This window comes from Lacinutrix cladophorae (assembly GCF_053604645.1).
The window spans coordinates 203,289-222,817 of the sequence record NZ_JBSHNR010000086.1 but is presented as its reverse complement, the minus strand read 5'-3'; the positions used below and the strand labels follow the sequence as shown (position 1 = coordinate 222,817).

Sequence of the window (19,529 nt, the reverse complement as noted above, 5' to 3'; positions counted from 1 at the left end):
TTTATATAAATATTTATTATTACTTACTTCGCTATATTTACTGCTCTAGTTTCACGTATTACTGTCACTTTTACTTGACCAGGATAAGTCATATCTGTTTGTATTTTTTGCGAAATATTAAACGATAAATCCGCAGCATTTTGGTCAGAAACTTTTTCGCTTTCTACAATGACTCTTAGCTCACGTCCAGCTTGAATAGCATAAGCTTTCTTTACCCCTTGAAAACCAAAAGCAATATCTTCTAAATCTTTTAAACGTTGTATATAACTATCTAATACTTGACGTCTTGCACCAGGTCTAGCTCCAGAAATAGCATCACATACTTGTATAATTGGCGATAATAAAGAAGTCATTTCTATTTCATCATGGTGTGCACCAATAGCATTACAAACATCTCCTTTTTCACCAAACTTTTCTGCCCATTGCATACCAAGAATTGCGTGAGGTGTTTCCATATCTGCTTCTGCATCAGGAACTTTACCTATATCATGTAATAAACCAGCACGTTTCGCTAATTTAGGGTTTAAACCAAGTTCTGCTGCCATCACACCACAAAGTTTAGCAACTTCACGCGAATGCTGTAGTAAATTTTGTCCATAAGAAGAGCGGTATTTCATTCTACCTACCATTTTTATTAACTCAGGATGCAAGTTATGAATACCTAAATCGATGACAGTACGTTTACCAACTTCAATAATTTCTTGCTCTATTTGTTTTTGCGTTTTCTTAACTACTTCTTCAATTCTAGCAGGATGTATACGTCCATCGGTTACTAGTTTATGTAAAGATAATCGTGCAACTTCACGTCTTACCGAATCGAAACAAGATAAAATAATTGCTTCTGGAGTATCATCTACAATAATCTCTACTCCTGTTGCAGCTTCAATAGCTCTAATATTTCTTCCTTCTCTACCAATAATACGCCCTTTAACATCATCAGATTCAATATTAAATACAGAAACACAGTTATCTACTGCTTCTTCTGTACCAATACGTTGTATGGTATTTATTATCACTTTTTTAGCTTCTTGCTGTGCCGTCATTTTTGCTTCTTCCAGCGTACTTTGCACAAATGCCATAGCATCATTTTTAGCCTCTCCTTTTAAAGATTCCACAAGTTGTTCTTTTGCTTCTTCGGCAGAAAGACTAGATATAACTTCTAATTGTTGTATTTGACTCTTATGTAACCTATCTACTTCTTCTTGCTTTTTCTCAATAATATCCAACCTATGGTTGTAGTCTTTTATTTTAGCTTCAACTTGCGTATTTACTTTTTTACTTTTAGAAAGTTCGTTAGAAATTTGTGACTCTTTATCACGAATACGTTTTTCTGTTTCTGCCATTTTCTTATCGCGAGATAAGATAACTTTTTCATGTTCCGATTTTAATTCAATAAACTTTTCTTTTGCTTGAAGAATTTTATCTTTTTTTATAGACTCTCCTTCAATATTTGCTTCTTTAAGAATAGAAGTTGCAGATTTTTTTGCTTCTTTAATTAGTTTTGATGCATTACTTTTTTCTAATGCTTTAGCTATAATGTATCCTATAATTACACCTACTACAATGCCTATTATTGCTAATACAATTGGGTTTTCCATGTTTAGTTAATTAGTTTTAATGTATAAAAAAGCCTACATTAATTTATGGTTTTGTATAAACTCCTTAAAAACAAGTTTAGGGCTAACAAGCTGATCAAGTATCTACTCAAGGTAGCTCGCTTTTACAACTTCAACTCACCCTTTTTAAAGAATTAACGTTGAGTTTATCAAAAAAAATAACTAATGCAGGCAGTAACCTTTATTTTATTTAAAGAACGAATTATAAATTTAAATGCTCCTGTAACAAATCATTCAAAGCACTAAGCTTATCTTGTACATGTTCGTTAACATTTTCTTTATCTATAGTTTTTTGTTCTGTTTGTGATGCAAATTGTAAAGCACACATGGCTAATACATCTTGTTTATCTCTAACAGAATAACTTTGCTCAAATTGTGTAATCATAGCTTCAATATTTTTGGCTGCTTTACGTAAACCTTCTTCCTGACTTGGATTAATGGTTAAAGGATATACTCGATTTGCTATAGATAGCTTTATTTTAAGCTGTTCTGCCATTTAACTATGTGCATTATTCAGAAAGTTGAGCGATACAATGATCTATCTCTCTAATTAATGTATTTATTTTAAGCTTAGTTTCTCTTTTATTATTATCACTGCCAAGCAAAGAATTTGCCATTTTGAGTGCTTCATATTTTTCTTGCCAAACAACAATGTGTTGTTTCTCCTTTAAAAGCTCTTGATTGGATGCTTGTAAATCTTTCTCTAGTTTAATATTAGCTTGTTTTAAAACTTCTAGTTTATGTAATACTTTGCTAATTTTATTCTCTAAAGCATCTACAATATCTTCAATATGACTCATTTACAAATTCAATACTTATCTCACAAAGTTAACATACCTAACGCAAATTAGCAATTGTTTTTTATAATAAAATTAAAAAACATTCAAATGTGCTAGATATCAATACAATGCAGTAGTATTTGTAAATATTCTTCCATAATAAAAAAAAATAATTATATTTATAGAAAATATTCTACATATGTTTTTTTTGAATATTTTATAACTTTTTGGTTATGCTCATTTCAATTTAATACTTTAGCAACACAAATTATTTTATGAAAATTCTATTTATTTTAATGCTCTTTTATACTTCGCTTTGCAATGCACAAAGTATATATCCTACAGATTATTTTAGGTCTCCTTTAGATATCACACTAATTGCCGCTGGTACTTTTGGAGAGTTACGATCTAATCATTTTCATTCTGGAATGGATTTAAAAACACAACAACGTCAAGGTTTACATGTTTATGGCGCTGCAGATGGATATATTAGTAGAATTAAAGTTTCGCATTTTGGATATGGTAAAGCTTTATATGTAACACACCCAAATGGATACACTACGGTTTATGGTCATTTACAAAGTTTTTCTAAAGAAATTGAAGCGTATGTAAAAAAACGGCAATATGAAGAGGAATCGTTTGAAATTCAATTATTTCCTAATCCCGAAGAATTAAAAATAAATAAAGGAGAAATTATCGCTTATTCTGGAAATACCGGTAGTTCTGGCGGTCCTCATTTACACTACGAAATAAGAGATAACCAAGAAAGACCTATAAATCCATTACTTTTCGGCTTAGATATTAAAGATAGTACAAAACCAATTATCACAGAGGTATACGCATATGCCATTGGAGAAAATGCACATATAAACAAATCAAAGAAAAAGCAAAAACTCCGTTTAATAGATAATAAAAACGGCACATATTCTGTAGAAAACATAGAAGCTTATGGCAAAATTGGCTTTGCTATTGCTACTATAGATAGACAAGATTTAGCTGCCAATAAAAATGGTGTTTACAACATACAAGCTAGATACAATGGTGATTTATGCTTTGAATTAGATTTTAAACGATTTTCATTTAACGAAACTAAACATTTAAACAGATTAATAGATTACGACCTTTATAAAACGAAAAAACAAAGGCTTCAAAAGTTATTCATAGAAGAAAACAATCCATTGAGTATGTACAATAACAGCTCTAATGATGGTTATGTTGAAGTAGAAGACAACACATCATCTGTTTATAAAGTGCGTGTTAAAGATATTGAAGATAACGACGCTTGGCTGCAAATTAATATTAAAGGTGTAAAATCTAATGATATAGAACCTTTGGAAGATACCACTACTCCATTTTATATATATGCAAACCAGGATGAAAATTTAAACGAAGGTCGCGTTCATGTAAATATTTCTAAAAACACTTTTTATGATGATTTTTTTATCGATTTTAAAGTGGAAAAAGATACATTAACACTTCATAAAAATACAATCCCTGCAAAAAAGAATTTCGACATTAGTTATGATATAAGTGGTTATACAACCGAAGATGCTAGCAAATTATATATTGCCAGATTAGTTGGTTGGAATGATTATCCGCTATATTCCACTACAAAAAGAAAAGGAAATATAATAACCACTAGTACAAAAACCTTAGGGAAATATGCATTAGCAACAGATACTATTGCTCCTACTATTAAACCAAAAAACTTTTCTAAAGGAAAATGGTTAAGCAAATACAGGTTTTTAAAAATTAAAATTGAAGATCAAGGCTCTGGAATATCCAATTATAGAGCCACTATTAATGGAAAATGGATTTTAACTGAGTACGATTATAAAACAAAAACATTAACTTACGACTTTAATGATGGGGTTTCCACAGAGACTAAAAATAATTTAAAGCTAATTGTTACGGATAATGTTGGAAATAATTCTACATTTGAAACTATGTTTTACCGAAAATAAAAACGAACTATCTTGAATACTAAATTTCGATTCCTAACTTCATTCTTTATTCTTTTACCTTTTTTCATGTTCGCACAAACAGGAACATTAAGAGGTGTTATTCTTGACGAATTTAACAAGCCAGTAGATAATGTAAATATTAAAACGGAAGATTCTGGAACCACTACCAATGCAAATGGATTTTTTATTATAAAAATACCTGCAAACCAAGACATAACAGTAACCTTTACTCATATTTCATTAAAAAAAATAACTGCTACTTTTAATCTAAAAAATGGCGAAGAGTTAGAGTTTAATCCAGTAATGCAAACCAATATTGAGCAAATTGCAACAGTTGTTATTTCTAGTAGAAAAAGGAAAGATGTTCAAGGTGTTCTTACTTTAAAACCAGCAACTATTAGAAAAATTCCTGGTGCAAATGCAGGTGTAGAAAACTTATTAAAAACACTTCCCGGTGTAAATAGTAACAATGAATTAAGTACGCAATATTCTGTTCGTGGTGGTAATTACGATGAAAACTTAGTATATGTAAATGGCATTGAAGTTTACAGACCATTTTTAATTCGTTCTGGCCAACAGGAAGGTTTAAGTTTTGTAAATACCGATTTAGTTCAAAATGTAGACTTTTCAGCTGGAGGATTTCAAGCCAAATATGGAGATAAACTTTCTTCTGTTTTAGATATTACTTATAGAAAACCTACAGATTTTGGAATTGCTGCAGATTTAAGCCTACTTGGAGGAAGCCTAGCTATTGAAGCCGTAAGTAATGACAATAAACTAACTGGAATTGTTGGTGTACGTTATAGAGATAACAGCTTGTTGGTAAATGCAAAAGAAACAGAAACCAATTACGACCCAAAATTTTTAGACGTACAATCGTTTGTAACATATAATTTTACCGATAAGTTTAGCCTGAGCTTTTTAGGAAACGCTTCTCTAAACAAATACAATTACGAGCCACAAACAAGACAAACCAATTTTGGTACACTTACAGATCCTATTGCATTACTTGTTTTTTATGAAGGACAAGAAAAAGATGCTTACCAAACCCTTTTTGGTGCATTACAAGGTACTTATAAAGTTAATGACGATTTAAATTTAAGTTTAGTAGCTTCTACATATCACACCACAGAAGAGGAATATTTCGACATTTTAGCGCAATATAGACTTGGTGAAGTAAATACCAATATTGGTGACGAAGATTTAGGAGAAGTTGAATTTAGCGAAGGTATTGGAGGACAATTAAATCATGGTAGAAATGATTTAGATGCACTTATTACAACAATAGAACATAAAGGAGACTATGAAATAAATGAAAACAACTTCGAGTGGTCTGTTAAATATACCAACGAAGATATTAGGGATCGATTAGTAGAATGGGAAGTTATTGATTCAGCAGGATTTACAATCAACCCTCCTAGCCTAGATGATTTTAACACACAACCTTACCAACCAAACGAAGGTCCTATTACTGCATACCAAAACGTTAGAGCAACCAACAATACATCTATAGATAGAATTCAAGCCTACCTACAATGGAGCAGACGGTTTGATGTTGGAGATAGTAAACTTTGGGTAAATGCAGGAGCAAGAATGCATAATTGGAATGTAGAAGGTGACGGAATTGAAAGTAGTTCACAAACCGTTTTTAGTCCAAGAGCTCAAGTAGCAATTAAACCTAATTGGAAAAAAGATATGCTTTTTCGATTTGGAACTGGTTTATACTACCAACCTCCTTTTTACAGAGAATTACGTGACCAAAACGGAGAGGTACAACCTAATGTAAAAGCGCAACAATCTATACATTTTGTTCTAGGAAATGATTATAGTTTTGAAATGTGGGATAGACCTTTTAAACTAACTACTGAAGCTTATTACAAAAAAATAAATGATGTAAATCCATACACTGTTGAAAACGTAAGAATTCGTTATAGAGCAAATAATTCTGCCGAAGCATATGCCTATGGTTTAGATTTAAGATTAAATGGAGAATTTGTTCCTGGTACAGAATCTTGGTTTAGTTTTGGGTATCTTAAAACCGAAGAAAACATAGATGGTCGAGGGTATATTGCAAGACCAACAGACCAACGTTTAAAATTTGCTGCACTGTTTCAAGACTACGTGCCAACCATGCCTAACTTAAAAATGTATTTAAACTTAGTTTATAATACGGGACTTCCTGGAGGTTCCCCAAGTTATGCAGATCCTTATGTGTATCAAAACCGTTTACCAGATTATAAACGTGCCGATTTAGGTATCCAATATGTAATTGTAGACGATAAAAAACAATTTAATTCTGGTTGGCGTAAACCATTTAAAGAACTTACTTTAGGTTTAGAAATTTTTAATGTTTTCGATGTGCAAAACTCAATTACCAATACTTGGGTTAGAGACGTATATAGCAAACGCCAGTATGCAATACCAAACTACTTAACGCCTAGAGTTTTTAATGTAAGAACAACAATGAAGTTTTAACATTTCTTTTTATTGTTGCTTTTTACAACTTAGCTAAATTTGCACTTATGAAACAAATGTTTAGAAATATAATGGCATTAAGCCTGCTACTTGCTTATAGTTTAAGCATGAGTATTTCTATGCAAAATCTAATTATCGATGTTGTTTCAGATAACAGTAAACAGCAAGATGTTGCTTATCATACTTCCGATTCTAAAACACCAGAGTTAGCTGCTTTTCCGAGCTTAGAACCACTTGCAGATTTAGCAAATGACACCAATTTTAGTTTTAAAACGGAAAAGTTAAAATCGAAGTTTATACTTTTCAAATACGTTGAAAACTATACCGTAACTAAAAACAATCAATATCTTTTCCGAAGTGTTCATATTCAACCTGGATTAGATAAGGACGCACTACTCTATCCTTTTCACCGTTTTACATAAAATTATTTTTTATTTATTCGAACAGCAAGTGCATAAAACTGCATTCGTTGTTACACTATATTACTCTTGGTTTTTCACCAAGAAAAATTACTTATAATCAAATAAAAAATAAAATTATGGAATCTACAAGCACCATTATTGGAGTTATAATAACACTTATCATATTATTACCTATTATAGGTATTCAAAGATCACAAACGAGTAAAAAGAAAAAATCAAAAAAGCGATTTATAGATGAAGCTATAAAAAACAATTTAAATATTATAGAACCAGATTTTTGGGGAACATACTATGCTATTGCTATAGATGAAAGTAAAAACAAATTAATATATTCTAAAATAATTAATGAAGTATACAACACCAAAATCTTGGATTTAAATACAATTAATTCTTGCGAAATTATTAGAACCAATAGAACTTTTAAAAATAATAAGGTTTTTAAAACAGAAACCGATAAAATAGACTTAGTTATTAGTTTTACTACAAACAAGGATATAGAAATCTTAGAATTTTATAATGTAGATGTAAATCTTGAAATGACAAATGAAATTACTCTTTTAGAAAAATGGGAAACTAAAATTAAAAGTAAAGCACATAAAAACGAACAGGCCGCATAAACCGGAATCAAATGGAATAAAAAACCTTCAGAAAAAATCTGAAGGTTTTTTTATATTTAATAACATAACTGCGGTTTAAACAAACTCCTTCAATACACCAACAGCATAGTCGATCTCTTCTTTGGTATTGTATTTACAAAATGAAAAACGAATAGAAGGTTTTAGCATATCTTCTTCATCTAAAATTTGCGCCAAAACATGAGAGCCTTTTCCGCTTCCACTCTGGCAAGCAGACCCTTTAGAACATGCAATTCCTTTTAAATCTAATTGAAACTGTAATGTCAATGCCTTTTCTGGATTCATTGGCAAACACACATTAATTAATGTATAAGTACTTTTTACTTGGTCTTCGCAGTTTCCATTATACTTAACTTCTGGAATCTCTTTTTTAAGAATAGCTTTAAAATAATCTTTTAAATCTTGTACATAAGCACGTTCTTCTTCTAAATTCTCATAAGCTAATTTAAAAGCGGTTTCTAACCCCTTTATCGCATGTACAGGTTCTGTTCCTGCTCTATAACCACGTTCTTGAGATCCTCCAAAAATAAGTGGTTTAAAATTACTATTCTTTCGTATGTATGCAAAACCAATACCTTTTGGCCCATGAAATTTATGTGCTGCAGCAGTCATAAAATCAATAGGAATTTCTTCAACATTCCACTCATAATGACCAATAGATTGTACCGTATCACTATGAAAAAGCGCATTATTAGTCTTACACAAATTTGCTACTTTATCTATGTCTAAAATATTACCAATTTCATTATTTATATGCATTAAACTAACTAGTTTTCGTTCATCGTTAGCAGCTAGCAATCGTTCTAAATCTTCATAATCTGGTGTACCACAATGTTGTAGCTTTACATACTCTACAGTAACATTATATTCGTTCCTTAATTCTTCTACAGTATGCAAAACGGCATGATGTTCTATTGGAGAAGTAATTATAGTTGTTACATTTCCATCTCTAACCGCACAACGTAAAATCATATTATCTGCTTCAGTACCACCAGAAGTAAAAATAATTTCTTGCGGTAATGCATGTAATTGCTTTGCAATGGTTTTTCTAGCTGTTTCAATAATAGATTTTGAAGCACGACCAAATGCATGTGTTGAAGAAGGGTTACCATAATGTACAGCAAGAACATCTTGCATATCTTTTATTACTTCATCACGTACTTGTGTGGTTGCAGCACTATCAAAATAAACAGTTTTCATAAATAAAATTGTGTGTTAGAAACAACAAAAATAGTGCAATTAAAATTATTTGCAAGAAGCATCGTTATAAGTTTAACAATTATATTATTTTTGATTAAAATTACAATACTATGAAAAAATTACTTTTTGGTTTTCTATCTGCTTTTTTGCTTATTTCTTGTAATGATGGAGATATAATTACCGAAGAACTTGATTTTGAAGATACCTTTTTAGCTTGTGGTGAATTAGTATTTTATAAAATTAAAGAAGATCCAGCAGAATCCCTTTCTTTACAAATAACATCGGAAGAATTATCTCTTGCAGATTTGTTAATCCAAACAGATGGTGTTCTAGAAACTACAGAAGAAGAATTCTCTATTAATGGAACTACTAATACTTTTAATTACAGAAGATATAATACTACACCAACAGATTTCTTTTGCAACGATGTACCTTCCTCTGATATAACAATTACACATGACGAAGAAAGTACAACCGGTACAGCAACAGTTTATATTGCTTTAATTGAAGATGATAATGATGGTATTGAAGCAGATTTAGAAGATATTAATGGTAATGGAGACTTAACAGATGATGATACCGATGGTGATGGGTTACCAAATTACTTAGATGAAGATGATGATGGTGATAATGTATTAACACGCTTAGAAATAGATACAGAGGATGAGGATGGAGATGACGATCCCACAACAAATGCATTAGACACAGATATTGATGGCATTCCAGATTACTTAGATACAGATGACGATAATGATGGTGTAGCTACTATTGATGAAGAAAACGATAGTCAAGACGAAGATCCTAGTAACGATTTTACATCGACCAATCCTGCGATTACAGTTGCCGATTTTTTAAACGCTGAAGTTGCAAATACGGTTCTTGCAACTGCTTATAAAGACCATGATATCCAACAAACATTTGAAGTAACCGTAGAAATAACAAGCTTAGAACTGCCTTCTAATGTGACTTTTGATTATTTAGATTTTGGAACTCTAGAAGATGATAGTTTAATTGATGAACGAACAGTAGAAATTCCTTTTTAAGATTTCGCATTTTGGTAAATGTATACCTCCGTTGCTCCTAATCCATATTTTTGGTAATTAGCTTCATAGTATTTCACATTATATCTACCAAAAAGGTATTCTAGTTCCATTTTTAAAACACCTTCTCCTACTCCATGAATAAAAACCATTTTTTGCATACGTTTATGTATAGCAAATTCTAACTGACGTCTCGCTGTGTCTAATTGCAAATTTAACATGTCATGGTTAGACATGCATCTAGAAGATTTTGTTAAATGATGAATATGTAAATCTACTTCAAAAGTAGGTTCGTAACGTTCTTTAGACTTTCTTATAATGGGCTTTCGTTTTTTACTTTCTTTTTCTGTAACTACCGATTGGAGAGAAGCTTCACTAAAAACATTTGCTTTAAATGCGGAAGTATCCTCTATTTTAACCAACTCTTTTTTATTAAAATCTAATGGGAAACCATCTTCCGTTAAAACGGTAACACTTTCTCCTAAAATTGCTGTTATTTTTCCAGAGAGATTATCGTCTAAAACCATAACAGAATCTCCAACATTAAATATTTTCATTTTCTTCCTCCTTTTTTTTATTTGGAATAGTTCTAGAAATTCTAAACAAACCAAACATTAAAACAACAATCCCCACAACTAAAATTAGTGTGTTTTGTTTTGATTCCGCACTAGCATAAATTGCTACAATACAACCTATTACCACTAACAGATAATCGTATTTTTTTGTCATACCTCATTTACTTTTAACAACATTATCCCCACATTTTTACATTACATCGAAAATACTGATTATAAATTAATTAAGTATAACTTTTTTTATAGTTTTAAAATTAAAACCCAATAAAACGCTATTTATATGGAAAAGATTACAAAACTTTTAAACTCCCTATTTCTACTGTTTTTTATTATATTTACAACTACTGCTTCTGCTCAAATAGGTATTGGTACAACTACACCTAGTTTAATGCTTGATGTGGAAACTAATGCTTTAGCAGATGGTATTCAAATAAACAATACTCGTGGAAATGGAGATCCCATATTACAATATCAAGTAAATGGAAATTCACAAATTACTATGGGTATTGATGATAATGATGATGATAAATTTAAAATTGGTACAACCGGAATTACAGCTAATACTAGATTAACAATTCAAACTAATGGCTATATTGGTGTTGGTTTGACTGCTCCTGCATATCATTTTCATTTGGTTAACAATAGAAATAATTACTTAGCTTATTTCGAAAACACAAACACAAATGGTTCAAGTTTAGCAGGCTATGTAAATGGGACATATAATGCTTTAGGTGGAATAACAAATAATAATAATGGATTAGGTATTTATGGTGTTCATCTTCCTGCTACTGGCTCTGGAACTTCCATTTGGGGAACTTCAAATAGTTCGGATGCTATTGGTGTTTATGGTACTATTCCAACAACTGGTTCATGGCTTGGTTTTGGCGGATTATTTACTGGAGCATTAGGATATGCAAATGGCCTTTATAATTTATCTGATGAAAGAGTAAAATCTAATATTTTAACTATTGATAATGCTATTAACAAACTTAAACAAATTCGTGGTGTTTCTTACACATATAATTTAGATGAATATAATTATTTAGCTAAAGGAGATACAAGAACTTATTTAGGTTTTTTGGCACAAAATATTAAAGAAACTTTTCCTGAAGCTGTTGCAGAAAAAAATCTAATTGTTGACGGTCCTGATAAAGTATCATCAACAATTAATAATTCTGAATTTAAAAGAGAAGTCTTTAATGTAGTAGACTATACTTCATTAATTCCTGTAACTGTTGAAGCTATTAAAGAACAACAAGAAATCATTGAAAATCAAAACAATAAAATCGATACTCTTGAAGACAAAATTACCGTGTTAGAAAATAAATTAAATGAATTGATTGATAATCAAAATTAATATATTTTTATTTATACCTATCCGTAATTAAATAATCCGTTAAAATTAAAATTTTATGAAATATTCCCTCTCTATATTATTGCTAACCATATCTAGCATAACATTTGCTCAATCTGATTTATTTGTCAGTAATGGTAGTTATGTCTATGTAGATGGTACTGCATTTACAAGTGGACCAAATGTTGCTCCATTATATGTAACAGACGATGTTAATTTAGATACAAATGGTCATGTATATTTACGTAATGATGCGCAATTATTACAGAGTAATGCAACTCTAGCTAGTACGAATACTGGTACAGGACAACTTAGTGTATACCAAACAGGTAATTCTAATACTTATATGTATAATTACTGGGCTTCTCCTGTTGGTCAAAATAGTGGAGCAACGGGTAATTCTGCTTTAATGCCATCCAATAATATGTATCGCGAAACTGGTGCACCTATAACAAGTACTCCTTATGGATTTGTAGCTGGTTATGATGGTACTACAACTCAAATAGCAAGCTATTGGCTTTATACATTTATTGGATTGCCATCTACAACTAATGCTTATGAGGATTGGATTGGTCTTGGTGGTGGTTCTTTACCTGTTGGTGGAGACCCAAATGGTACATTAGCTTCAGGTTATGGTTTTTCTATGAAAGGGAATGCTACTGGAGCAATGCAATACGATTTTAGAGGAAGACCTAACAATGGAGATATCACAGTAACATTACACCCAAATAGAGAAACTCTAGTTGGCAATCCTTATCCTTCTGCTATAGATGCTCTAGAGTTTATTCATGACACAAATACGCAAGCTAATACCACTGGTGTTCTAAAATATTGGGAACAAGCTCCTGGTGCTACTTCACATGTATTATCGAACTATGTTGGAGGTTATGCATTATATACCATTTCTGCAGGAGGTGTAGACTCTTTTACTCCTGCTGTTTTTAGAATGTATTTATTAAATGGCAATGTTGCTGGTGGACCATCTCCAGGAACTGGATCTAAAACAGGAAGAAGATATATACCTATTGGACAAGGGTTTATGATGGAGGGAACCGCAAGTGCAACTAACATTTCTTTTTCTAACTCGCATAGAGTATTTTATAAACAATCTAGTCCTAATAGTGAATTTTTTAGAACATCAAATTCAAGTTCAGATACAAATAGTGAAACACTAACCCAATCTAGATACAACGAAGATGGTAACAATATCGTTCCTGCAGATTTTAAACGCTTTAGAATAAATGTTGGATTTGATAATAATGGAAACGATTCCTACACTAGACAACTATTACTAAATTTTCATGCAACTGCTACAGATGGTTTTGACTATGGTCTAGAAGCACAAATAGCGGAACAAGTTTCATCGGATGCAAATTGGGTTTTAGATGGAACTCCATATGCTATTCAAGCTTTTAATTATGACGAAACATTGAAAATACCACTAATTGTAAATATTAACAACCAACAATTAGTAAGATTTGGTATTTATGATGTTCAAAATTTTAATGAAGAGCAACCTATATACATTCACGATAAAATCAATGATTCCTATATTAATTTACAAGATCAAGCCTATGAAATAACGCTCGAAACCGGAAATTACACCGATCGCTTTGAAATTGTATTTCAATCGCAGTCTTTATCTACAGAAGAATTTAATGAGGAGGACTTCTTGGTTATGCAAAACAATAATACAGCGCAATTAATTGTTTTAAACCCGAAACAATTAGAAGTACAATCAATATCTTTATTTGATGTCTCTGGAAAAAGAATTTTTAATGAAGTAAATTTATCTACTCAAGATAGCTACCAATTTTCTACTCAAGGTTTAAGTGATGGTGTTTATATAACTAAAGTAACTTTTACAAACCAAAGCACTAGTAGTAAGAAAGTAGTTATTTCACAAAAAAATTAAACAACACCAATTTATAATCTAAAAAGCCAATTGTATACAATTGGCTTTTTAATACATTTGCATTATATAAAACAAACAAATTTATGTCTTCATTTGAAGATTACATGCTACCTTGTTTAAACAAAAAACTATTTGGTATAGACTGCCCAGGTTGTGGTATGCAACGCTCTGTTGCACTAATAGTTCAGGGAGATTTTACTGCTGCATTTAATATGTATCCTGCAATTTTTACCATTATTTTAATGCTAATTTTATTAGTATTACATATTAAGTTTAAAATAAAAAACGGACATAAATACTTAATGCTTTTATTTATTATAAATATTCTAATTATCTTTATTAACTATATCAACAAATTTATTTAAACTAACTATGGAAAAACAAACATTACCAAACTCGACACTTATTTTAGTATTTGGAATATTATCTATTTTAACCTGCTGGTGCTATGGAATTATTGGATTAGTATTAGGAATCGTTGCAATAGTACTATCCAGCAAAGCAACTGCTTTATACAAGGAAGCTCCTGAAAATTACTTAGGATATGGAAATGTAAAAGCTGGTAAAATAATGGCAATAATTGGCATTATTTTATGTATTGCTACTATAATTTTTATGATTTGGGCAGTAATGTTTATTGGTTGGGATGCTATGCAAAACCCAGAACTTATGCAACAAAGAATGGAAGAGTTACAACAAACAAACCAATAATATATATTATTTTGAAATAAAAAAAGCGACCAATTGGTCGCTTTTTTTATTACTTATATTTCACTTCTATATTAGTTTTCAAATTGCTTTAAAGTTTTTATAATAATAGCAACACAATCTAATAATTGCGCTTCGGTCATAACTAAAGGTGGAGCAAATCTAATAATGTTTCCATGTGTAGGTTTTGCTAATAACCCATTATCACGTAAAGCTATACATATATTCCAAGCTGTTTCACTTTCTTCATCATCATTAATTAAAATAGCATTTAACAAACCTTTACCTCTTACACCATTAACAATATTAGATGTTTCTATAAATTTAGAAAGTTCTGTTCTAAATAATTTTCCTAAAGCTTGTGCATTATCGGCTAGGTTCTCGTCTTTAATCACTTGTAAAGCAGCCATACCAACTGCAGCAGCTACAGGATTACCGCCAAATGTGCTTCCATGATTTCCTGGTTTAATAACATTCATAATAGCATTGTTCGCTAAAACTGCAGAAACTGGATAAGCTCCTCCAGACAATGCTTTTCCAAGAATTAAAATATCTGCCTTAATATTTTCATGATCAATTGCGAGCATTTTTCCAGTTCTTGCAATTCCTGTTTGCACTTCATCTGCAATAAATAAAACATTATACTTTTCGCACAATGCTTTTGCTTTTGTTAAATATCCTTCGGTTGGTACATAAACACCAGCTTCACCTTGAATTGGTTCTACTAAAAATCCTGCAACATTTTTATTGCTAGAAAGTACTTCTTCTAAAGCTATAAGGTTGTCGTATTCAATTTTAATAAACCCATTCGTATAAGGTCCAAAGTTTTTTCTAGCTACTGGATCGTTAGAAAACGAAATAATTGTAGTAGTTCTTCCGTGAAAGTTATTTTCACAAACAATAATTTCTGCTTCATTTTCGTCTATTCCTTTTACCTCGTAAGCCCATTTTCTACATAGTTTTAAAGCTGTTTCTACAGCTTCAGCTCCCGTATTCATTGGTAATAACTTATCGTACTTAAAAGTTTCTGTTGCATACTTTTCGAACGCTCCTAACATATCGTTATAAAACGCACGAGAAGTTAGTGTAAGAGTTTGTGCTTGGTTTACCATTGCTCCAATAATTTTTGGATGACAATGCCCTTGGTTTACTGCAGAATAAGCGGAAAGAAAATCGTAATATTTTTTTCCTTCTACATCCCAAACATATACACCTTCTCCTCTACTCAGTACTACTGGAAGCGGATGGTAATTGTGTGCGCCATACTTGTTTTCTAAATCCATCGCTTCTTGCGATGTTAATTGGTCTAAAACAGCCATTTTTAATAATTTTTAATTTATAAAATAACCATTCCTTATCTACCTTTATCCTTTCGAAGTGTCGAAAATTCAGCGTGGGAAAGAAATCATCCCTAAAGACTTGCAATTTAATAAATATTAATACTTATTAAAAATAATGTTTAGAATTAATCGCTAGCACTAAAAATACTAAGTATTTCATCCATAAAAATCAACATTTAAACGTTAAATATCAAGTTGTTAATTTGATAAAATAGAATTGATGATTTAGGATTTAATTTTACGATATAACTAAAAACAACTTTATCGTATTATGGAATTTTTAAACAATATTACAGATAGTCTTTCTAATTCTTTAGGAAGCAATTTTACTAACGTACTTGGTGCATTAATTATATTGATAATTGGTATGCTAATTGCCAAATTCGTTAAAAAAATTATTACCAAACTAATATCAAAAACTGGTGTAGATAATAAACTAGGAAAAAGTAAAGTCGTATTATCAAAACTCATCGGAAAATTAATTTACTTCTTTTTAATGATTATTGTATTTATGATGTCATTAGAAAAGTTAGGAATGACAACAGCTTTAGAACCTTTAAGAGAAATGGTTAGTAAGTTTTCCAACTTCATACCTAATGTAATAGCTGCAGGTCTCGTTGGCTATATTGGTTATATGTTAGCCAATGTAGTATCTGAACTTGTTGGACTCTCTGGAGATACCATTCAAAAATTTGCTCCAAAGCTTCAATTACCTGAAAATATTAACTTAGTGACAATACTTAAAAAAGTAGTTTTCATTTTTATATTTATTCCGCTTTTAATTGCTGCATTAAATATTTTAAGTTTAGAGGCTATATCTAGTCCTGCTACAAATATGCTAAATAGTTTTTTTGAAGCAATACCAAGAGTATTAGTTGCAACTCTTATTCTAATTTTATTTGTAGTTGGAGGTCGTTTTTTAAGTGGTTTAATTAAAGATTTATTAGATAGTTTAAATGTAAATGAAGTATTAAAAAGTGCGCATTTAGATTCGTTTTTCGGAAAAATTAATGTTGAAAAATTGATTGCAAATATTGTTTATGCCTTTATTATCTTATTTGGTTTGATGACTGCAATTGAAAAATTACAATTTGTAAAACTTTCTGAAGTTATGGAAACCATCGTTTCTCTTGGAGGTAATATATTATTTGGATTAATAATTCTTGCTATAGGAAATTGGATAGCAAATATTGCTTACAAAAATTTTAATAAAAATGGAGATAACCAATTTGTTGGTAGTATACTTAAAGTGGCAATAATTGCAATGTTTTTAGCTATTGGTTTAAGAACCATGGGGATTGCTGATGATATTATAAACCTTGCTTTTGGAATTACATTAGGAGCTGTAGCTTTAACTATTGTTTTATCCTTTGGACTTGGTGGTCGTGAAGCAGCAGGAAAACAAATGGAAAAGATCTTAAATAAATTTAATAAAAATTAGAAAAAAATAATCCTAAAATTTTATAAGCTGCTTGTATATTCAAGCAGCTTTTTTTTGATACTTTTGCAACATGTCAAGAAGAAAAAACAGAAAACAAGTTTTCACAAACGTGGAAGTTATAGATGCAGGAGCAAAAGGTAAAACCGTTGCAAAAGCACCAGATGGAAAAGTAATTTTTTTACCAAACGCAGTTCCTGGAGATGTTGTAGATGTACAAACATTTAAAAAACGTAAAGCATATTACGAAGGAAAAGCAACCGTTTTTCATAAATTATCAGACAAACGTACAGCACCTGCTTGCCAACATTTTGGAACTTGTGGTGGTTGTAAATGGCAAGACATGGCATATGAGCACCAATTGTTTTATAAACAAAAAGAAGTTACCAATAATTTAACTAGAATTGGGCATATAGAACTTCCAGAAGTTACTCCTATTTTAGGAGCTGCTGAACAATATTTTTATAGAAATAAAATGGAATTCTCTTTTAGCGATTCTCGTTGGTTAACGTATGAAGAAGTTGAATCTTCAGACGATTTAGGAGATAGAAATGCTTTAGGTTTTCATATTCCTGGTATGTGGGACAAAATTCTAGATGTTAAAAAGTGTCATTTACAAGCAGATCCTTCAAACGCTATTCGTAATGCTGTTAAACAGTTTGCTTTAGATAATGATATGGAATTCTTTAATACCAGAAATCAAACAGGTTTGCTTCGTACGTTAATGATTCGTACCTCTTCAACTGGAGATATCATGGTAGTAGTTCAGTTTTTTAAAGACGATAAAGAAAAACGAGAATTATTATTAGATTTCCTTTCCGAAGAATTTAAACAAATTACATCCTTACAATATATCATTAACCAAAAAGCTAATGATACTATTTACGATCAAGAAGTTGTTTGCTATAAAGGAGAAGATCATATCTTTGAAGAAATGGAAGGTTTAAAGTTTAAAATTAATGCTAAATCTTTTTACCAAACCAATTCTGCGCAAGCGTTCGAATTATATAAAATAACACGTGATTTTGCTAAATTGTCTGGCAATGAGTTAGTATACGATTTATATACAGGAACTGGAACTATTGCGCAATTTGTTGCTAAAAAAGCTAAAAAAGTAGTTGGTGTAGAGGCTGTTCCAGATGCTATTCTTGCTGCAAAAGAAAACGCCAAACTAAATAAAATTGATAATACCGATTTTTATGTAGGCGATATGAAAAACGTATTTAATCAAGAGTTTATTGAAACACACGGTAAACCTGATGTAATTATTACAGATCCTCCTAGGGATGGAATGCATAAAGATGTTGTTAATCAAATATTAAACATTGCGCCAAATAAAATAGTTTATGTAAGTTGCAATAGTGCAACACAAGCTAGAGATTTAGCTTTAATGAAAGACATGTATAAAGTGACTAAATTACAATCTGTAGATATGTTTCCGCAAACTTTTCATGTTGAAAATGTTGTACTTTTAGAAAAAAGATAAATTTAATGCGATTTCCGTTTTTTCGGAAAATAAATATGAAAAAATTAAAAATCATACTAATACCAGTACTTATCCTTTTTACCATTTTTTTAAGTTGTGAAAGAGATGATTTATGTTCCGACGATACTTCTACCACAGCACATCTTTATATGCAATTTTATAATAGTGCAAATACAGAAAACCTAAAAAATGTACTAAATTTTAGAGCACAGGGCGTAGACAATGATGCTGTTTTAAGTGATTATGATGTAGTTACTGCTAATAGTGTTTATTTGCCATTAAAAACTACAGAAACTTCTACGCAGTTTAAATTACATAATGATTATTCTATTAATGATAATGGAACTCCAGATGATGATACAGATGATTATGTAGACGGAAATGAAGATATAATAACCATTCATTATGTTACTAAACTAGAATATGTATCTAAAGCTTGTGGCTATAAAACCGTTTTCGAAAATGTTACTATAAGCATAGAAGACGATGGAGATAAATGGATAGACTACATACTATCAACAACAGATAACGAACCAATTAGCAACGAAGATGAAGCGCACTTTAACCTTTTCCATTAATATA

Annotated in this window: 19 protein-coding genes and 1 other RNA gene; 12 read left to right on the top strand and 8 right to left on the bottom strand. The window is 30.8% G+C overall.

Annotation, left to right across the window (positions count from 1 at the left end):
* Positions 1–23 precede the first annotated feature (23 nt).
* The 4 genes from rny to ACVC3Y_RS04475 all read right to left on the bottom strand — a co-directional run bounded on the left by rny (position 24) and on the right by ACVC3Y_RS04475 (position 2,416).
* The gene (gene rny, locus ACVC3Y_RS04490; protein ID WP_303424601.1) at positions 24–1,598 is read right to left on the bottom strand and encodes a ribonuclease Y; all 1,575 of its coding nucleotides are present in this window, start codon (positions 1,596–1,598) and stop codon (positions 24–26) included.
* Positions 1,599–1,655: 57 nt separating this feature from the next.
* A non-coding RNA gene (gene ssrS, locus ACVC3Y_RS04485) (6S RNA) lies at positions 1,656–1,762 on the bottom strand.
* A gap of 56 nt (positions 1,763–1,818) precedes the next feature.
* On the bottom strand, positions 1,819–2,112 hold the full coding sequence (locus ACVC3Y_RS04480) for a cell division protein ZapA (RefSeq protein WP_303424598.1): 294 nt from the start codon (positions 2,110–2,112) through the stop codon (positions 1,819–1,821).
* Positions 2,113–2,125: 13 nt separating this feature from the next.
* Positions 2,126–2,416 carry a hypothetical protein gene (locus tag ACVC3Y_RS04475; protein WP_303424595.1) on the bottom strand — a complete coding sequence of 97 codons (291 nt, stop codon included), beginning with the start codon at positions 2,414–2,416 and terminating at the stop codon, positions 2,126–2,128.
* Between the two features lie 254 nt (positions 2,417–2,670).
* On the opposite strand from ACVC3Y_RS04475, the gene ACVC3Y_RS04470 reads away from it, so the two are divergent.
* The 4 genes from ACVC3Y_RS04470 (at position 2,671) to ACVC3Y_RS04455 (ending at position 7,873) form a co-directional block, all read left to right on the top strand.
* Complete coding sequence (locus tag ACVC3Y_RS04470; protein ID WP_452226231.1) at positions 2,671–4,359, top strand: M23 family metallopeptidase; 1,689 nt, start codon at positions 2,671–2,673, stop codon at positions 4,357–4,359.
* Positions 4,360–4,425: 66 nt separating this feature from the next.
* On the top strand, positions 4,426–6,834 hold the full coding sequence (locus tag ACVC3Y_RS04465; RefSeq protein ID WP_452226230.1) for a TonB-dependent receptor: 2,409 nt from the start codon (positions 4,426–4,428) through the stop codon (positions 6,832–6,834).
* 56 nt (positions 6,835–6,890) lie between these two features.
* Positions 6,891–7,256 carry a hypothetical protein gene (locus ACVC3Y_RS04460; protein ID WP_452226229.1) on the top strand — a complete coding sequence of 122 codons (366 nt, stop codon included), beginning with the start codon at positions 6,891–6,893 and terminating at the stop codon, positions 7,254–7,256.
* Positions 7,257–7,372: 116 nt separating this feature from the next.
* A complete protein-coding gene (locus tag ACVC3Y_RS04455; protein WP_452226228.1) occupies positions 7,373–7,873 on the top strand; it encodes a hypothetical protein in 501 nt (166 codons plus the stop codon).
* Positions 7,874–7,948: 75 nt separating this feature from the next.
* Here ACVC3Y_RS04455 and ACVC3Y_RS04450 read toward each other — a convergent pair whose 3' ends face one another.
* Complete coding sequence (locus ACVC3Y_RS04450) at positions 7,949–9,091, bottom strand: cysteine desulfurase family protein (RefSeq protein WP_452226227.1); 1,143 nt, start codon at positions 9,089–9,091, stop codon at positions 7,949–7,951.
* A 110-nt stretch (positions 9,092–9,201) separates the two neighbouring features.
* Between ACVC3Y_RS04450 and ACVC3Y_RS04445 the strand changes: the two genes are divergently transcribed.
* Positions 9,202–10,134: a hypothetical protein gene (locus ACVC3Y_RS04445; RefSeq protein ID WP_303424580.1), complete on the top strand. Its 933-nt coding sequence runs from the start codon at positions 9,202–9,204 to the stop codon at positions 10,132–10,134.
* On the opposite strand, the gene ACVC3Y_RS04440 is transcribed toward ACVC3Y_RS04445, so the two are convergent.
* Both ACVC3Y_RS04440 and ACVC3Y_RS04435 read right to left on the bottom strand, forming a co-directional pair.
* Entirely contained in the window at positions 10,131–10,688 is a 558-nt protein-coding gene (locus ACVC3Y_RS04440; protein WP_452226226.1) for a DNA mismatch repair protein MutS, read from the bottom strand. The genes ACVC3Y_RS04445 and ACVC3Y_RS04440 overlap by 4 nt on opposite strands.
* Positions 10,675–10,860 carry a hypothetical protein gene (locus ACVC3Y_RS04435; protein ID WP_303424576.1) on the bottom strand — a complete coding sequence of 62 codons (186 nt, stop codon included), beginning with the start codon at positions 10,858–10,860 and terminating at the stop codon, positions 10,675–10,677. The genes ACVC3Y_RS04440 and ACVC3Y_RS04435 overlap by 14 nt, the downstream gene beginning before the upstream one ends.
* A 126-nt stretch (positions 10,861–10,986) precedes the next feature.
* On the opposite strand from ACVC3Y_RS04435, the gene ACVC3Y_RS04430 reads away from it, so the two are divergent.
* From ACVC3Y_RS04430 to ACVC3Y_RS04415, 4 genes are all read left to right on the top strand, one after another.
* Positions 10,987–12,063 carry a tail fiber domain-containing protein gene (locus ACVC3Y_RS04430; RefSeq protein ID WP_452226225.1) on the top strand — a complete coding sequence of 359 codons (1,077 nt, stop codon included), beginning with the start codon at positions 10,987–10,989 and terminating at the stop codon, positions 12,061–12,063.
* Between the two features lie 55 nt (positions 12,064–12,118).
* Positions 12,119–13,975: a T9SS type A sorting domain-containing protein gene (locus tag ACVC3Y_RS04425; protein ID WP_452226224.1), complete on the top strand. Its 1,857-nt coding sequence runs from the start codon at positions 12,119–12,121 to the stop codon at positions 13,973–13,975.
* Positions 13,976–14,058: 83 nt separating this feature from the next.
* Positions 14,059–14,340: a DUF2752 domain-containing protein gene (locus ACVC3Y_RS04420; protein ID WP_303424569.1), complete on the top strand. Its 282-nt coding sequence runs from the start codon at positions 14,059–14,061 to the stop codon at positions 14,338–14,340.
* Positions 14,341–14,347: 7 nt separating this feature from the next.
* Positions 14,348–14,686 carry a CCC motif membrane protein gene (locus tag ACVC3Y_RS04415; protein ID WP_303424567.1) on the top strand — a complete coding sequence of 113 codons (339 nt, stop codon included), beginning with the start codon at positions 14,348–14,350 and terminating at the stop codon, positions 14,684–14,686.
* Between the two features lie 71 nt (positions 14,687–14,757).
* Here ACVC3Y_RS04415 and rocD read toward each other — a convergent pair whose 3' ends face one another.
* Positions 14,758–16,002 carry an ornithine--oxo-acid transaminase gene (gene rocD / locus ACVC3Y_RS04410; RefSeq protein WP_303424565.1) on the bottom strand — a complete coding sequence of 415 codons (1,245 nt, stop codon included), beginning with the start codon at positions 16,000–16,002 and terminating at the stop codon, positions 14,758–14,760.
* A 292-nt stretch (positions 16,003–16,294) separates the two neighbouring features.
* Between rocD and ACVC3Y_RS04405 the strand changes: the two genes are divergently transcribed.
* The 3 genes from ACVC3Y_RS04405 to ACVC3Y_RS04395 all read left to right on the top strand — a co-directional run bounded on the left by ACVC3Y_RS04405 (position 16,295) and on the right by ACVC3Y_RS04395 (position 19,525).
* Positions 16,295–17,464 carry a mechanosensitive ion channel gene (locus ACVC3Y_RS04405; RefSeq protein WP_452226223.1) on the top strand — a complete coding sequence of 390 codons (1,170 nt, stop codon included), beginning with the start codon at positions 16,295–16,297 and terminating at the stop codon, positions 17,462–17,464.
* A 70-nt stretch (positions 17,465–17,534) separates the two neighbouring features.
* Complete coding sequence (gene rlmD / locus ACVC3Y_RS04400; protein WP_452226222.1) at positions 17,535–18,947, top strand: 23S rRNA (uracil(1939)-C(5))-methyltransferase RlmD; 1,413 nt, start codon at positions 17,535–17,537, stop codon at positions 18,945–18,947.
* A gap of 35 nt (positions 18,948–18,982) precedes the next feature.
* Positions 18,983–19,525 carry a DUF6452 family protein gene (locus ACVC3Y_RS04395; RefSeq protein ID WP_303424554.1) on the top strand — a complete coding sequence of 181 codons (543 nt, stop codon included), beginning with the start codon at positions 18,983–18,985 and terminating at the stop codon, positions 19,523–19,525.
* Positions 19,526–19,529 lie beyond the last annotated feature (4 nt).

What these genes read in the sequence shown, in the direction of transcription:
- ACVC3Y_RS04465 (WP_452226230.1), top strand. Translation starts at nt 4,426, where the DNA reads ATGTTCGCACAAACAGGAACATTAAGAGGTGTTATTCTTGACGAATTT.
- ACVC3Y_RS04460 (WP_452226229.1), top strand. Translation starts at nt 6,891, where the DNA reads ATGTTTAGAAATATAATGGCATTAAGCCTGCTACTTGCTTATAGTTTA.
- rny (WP_303424601.1), bottom strand. Translation starts at nt 1,598, where the DNA reads ATGGAAAACCCAATTGTATTAGCAATAATAGGCATTGTAGTAGGTGTA.
- ACVC3Y_RS04395 (WP_303424554.1), top strand. Translation starts at nt 18,983, where the DNA reads ATGAAAAAATTAAAAATCATACTAATACCAGTACTTATCCTTTTTACC.
- ACVC3Y_RS04455 (WP_452226228.1), top strand. Translation starts at nt 7,373, where the DNA reads ATGGAATCTACAAGCACCATTATTGGAGTTATAATAACACTTATCATA.
- ACVC3Y_RS04440 (WP_452226226.1), bottom strand. Translation starts at nt 10,688, where the DNA reads ATGAAAATATTTAATGTTGGAGATTCTGTTATGGTTTTAGACGATAAT.
- rocD (WP_303424565.1), bottom strand. Translation starts at nt 16,002, where the DNA reads ATGGCTGTTTTAGACCAATTAACATCGCAAGAAGCGATGGATTTAGAA.
- rlmD (WP_452226222.1), top strand. Translation starts at nt 17,535, where the DNA reads ATGTCAAGAAGAAAAAACAGAAAACAAGTTTTCACAAACGTGGAAGTT.
- ACVC3Y_RS04450 (WP_452226227.1), bottom strand. Translation starts at nt 9,091, where the DNA reads ATGAAAACTGTTTATTTTGATAGTGCTGCAACCACACAAGTACGTGAT.
- ACVC3Y_RS04475 (WP_303424595.1), bottom strand. Translation starts at nt 2,416, where the DNA reads ATGAGTCATATTGAAGATATTGTAGATGCTTTAGAGAATAAAATTAGC.
- ACVC3Y_RS04480 (WP_303424598.1), bottom strand. Translation starts at nt 2,112, where the DNA reads ATGGCAGAACAGCTTAAAATAAAGCTATCTATAGCAAATCGAGTATAT.
- ACVC3Y_RS04405 (WP_452226223.1), top strand. Translation starts at nt 16,295, where the DNA reads ATGGAATTTTTAAACAATATTACAGATAGTCTTTCTAATTCTTTAGGA.
- ACVC3Y_RS04470 (WP_452226231.1), top strand. Translation starts at nt 2,671, where the DNA reads ATGAAAATTCTATTTATTTTAATGCTCTTTTATACTTCGCTTTGCAAT.
- ACVC3Y_RS04435 (WP_303424576.1), bottom strand. Translation starts at nt 10,860, where the DNA reads ATGACAAAAAAATACGATTATCTGTTAGTGGTAATAGGTTGTATTGTA.
- ACVC3Y_RS04425 (WP_452226224.1), top strand. Translation starts at nt 12,119, where the DNA reads ATGAAATATTCCCTCTCTATATTATTGCTAACCATATCTAGCATAACA.
- ACVC3Y_RS04420 (WP_303424569.1), top strand. Translation starts at nt 14,059, where the DNA reads ATGTCTTCATTTGAAGATTACATGCTACCTTGTTTAAACAAAAAACTA.
- ACVC3Y_RS04415 (WP_303424567.1), top strand. Translation starts at nt 14,348, where the DNA reads ATGGAAAAACAAACATTACCAAACTCGACACTTATTTTAGTATTTGGA.
- ACVC3Y_RS04445 (WP_303424580.1), top strand. Translation starts at nt 9,202, where the DNA reads ATGAAAAAATTACTTTTTGGTTTTCTATCTGCTTTTTTGCTTATTTCT.
- ACVC3Y_RS04430 (WP_452226225.1), top strand. Translation starts at nt 10,987, where the DNA reads ATGGAAAAGATTACAAAACTTTTAAACTCCCTATTTCTACTGTTTTTT.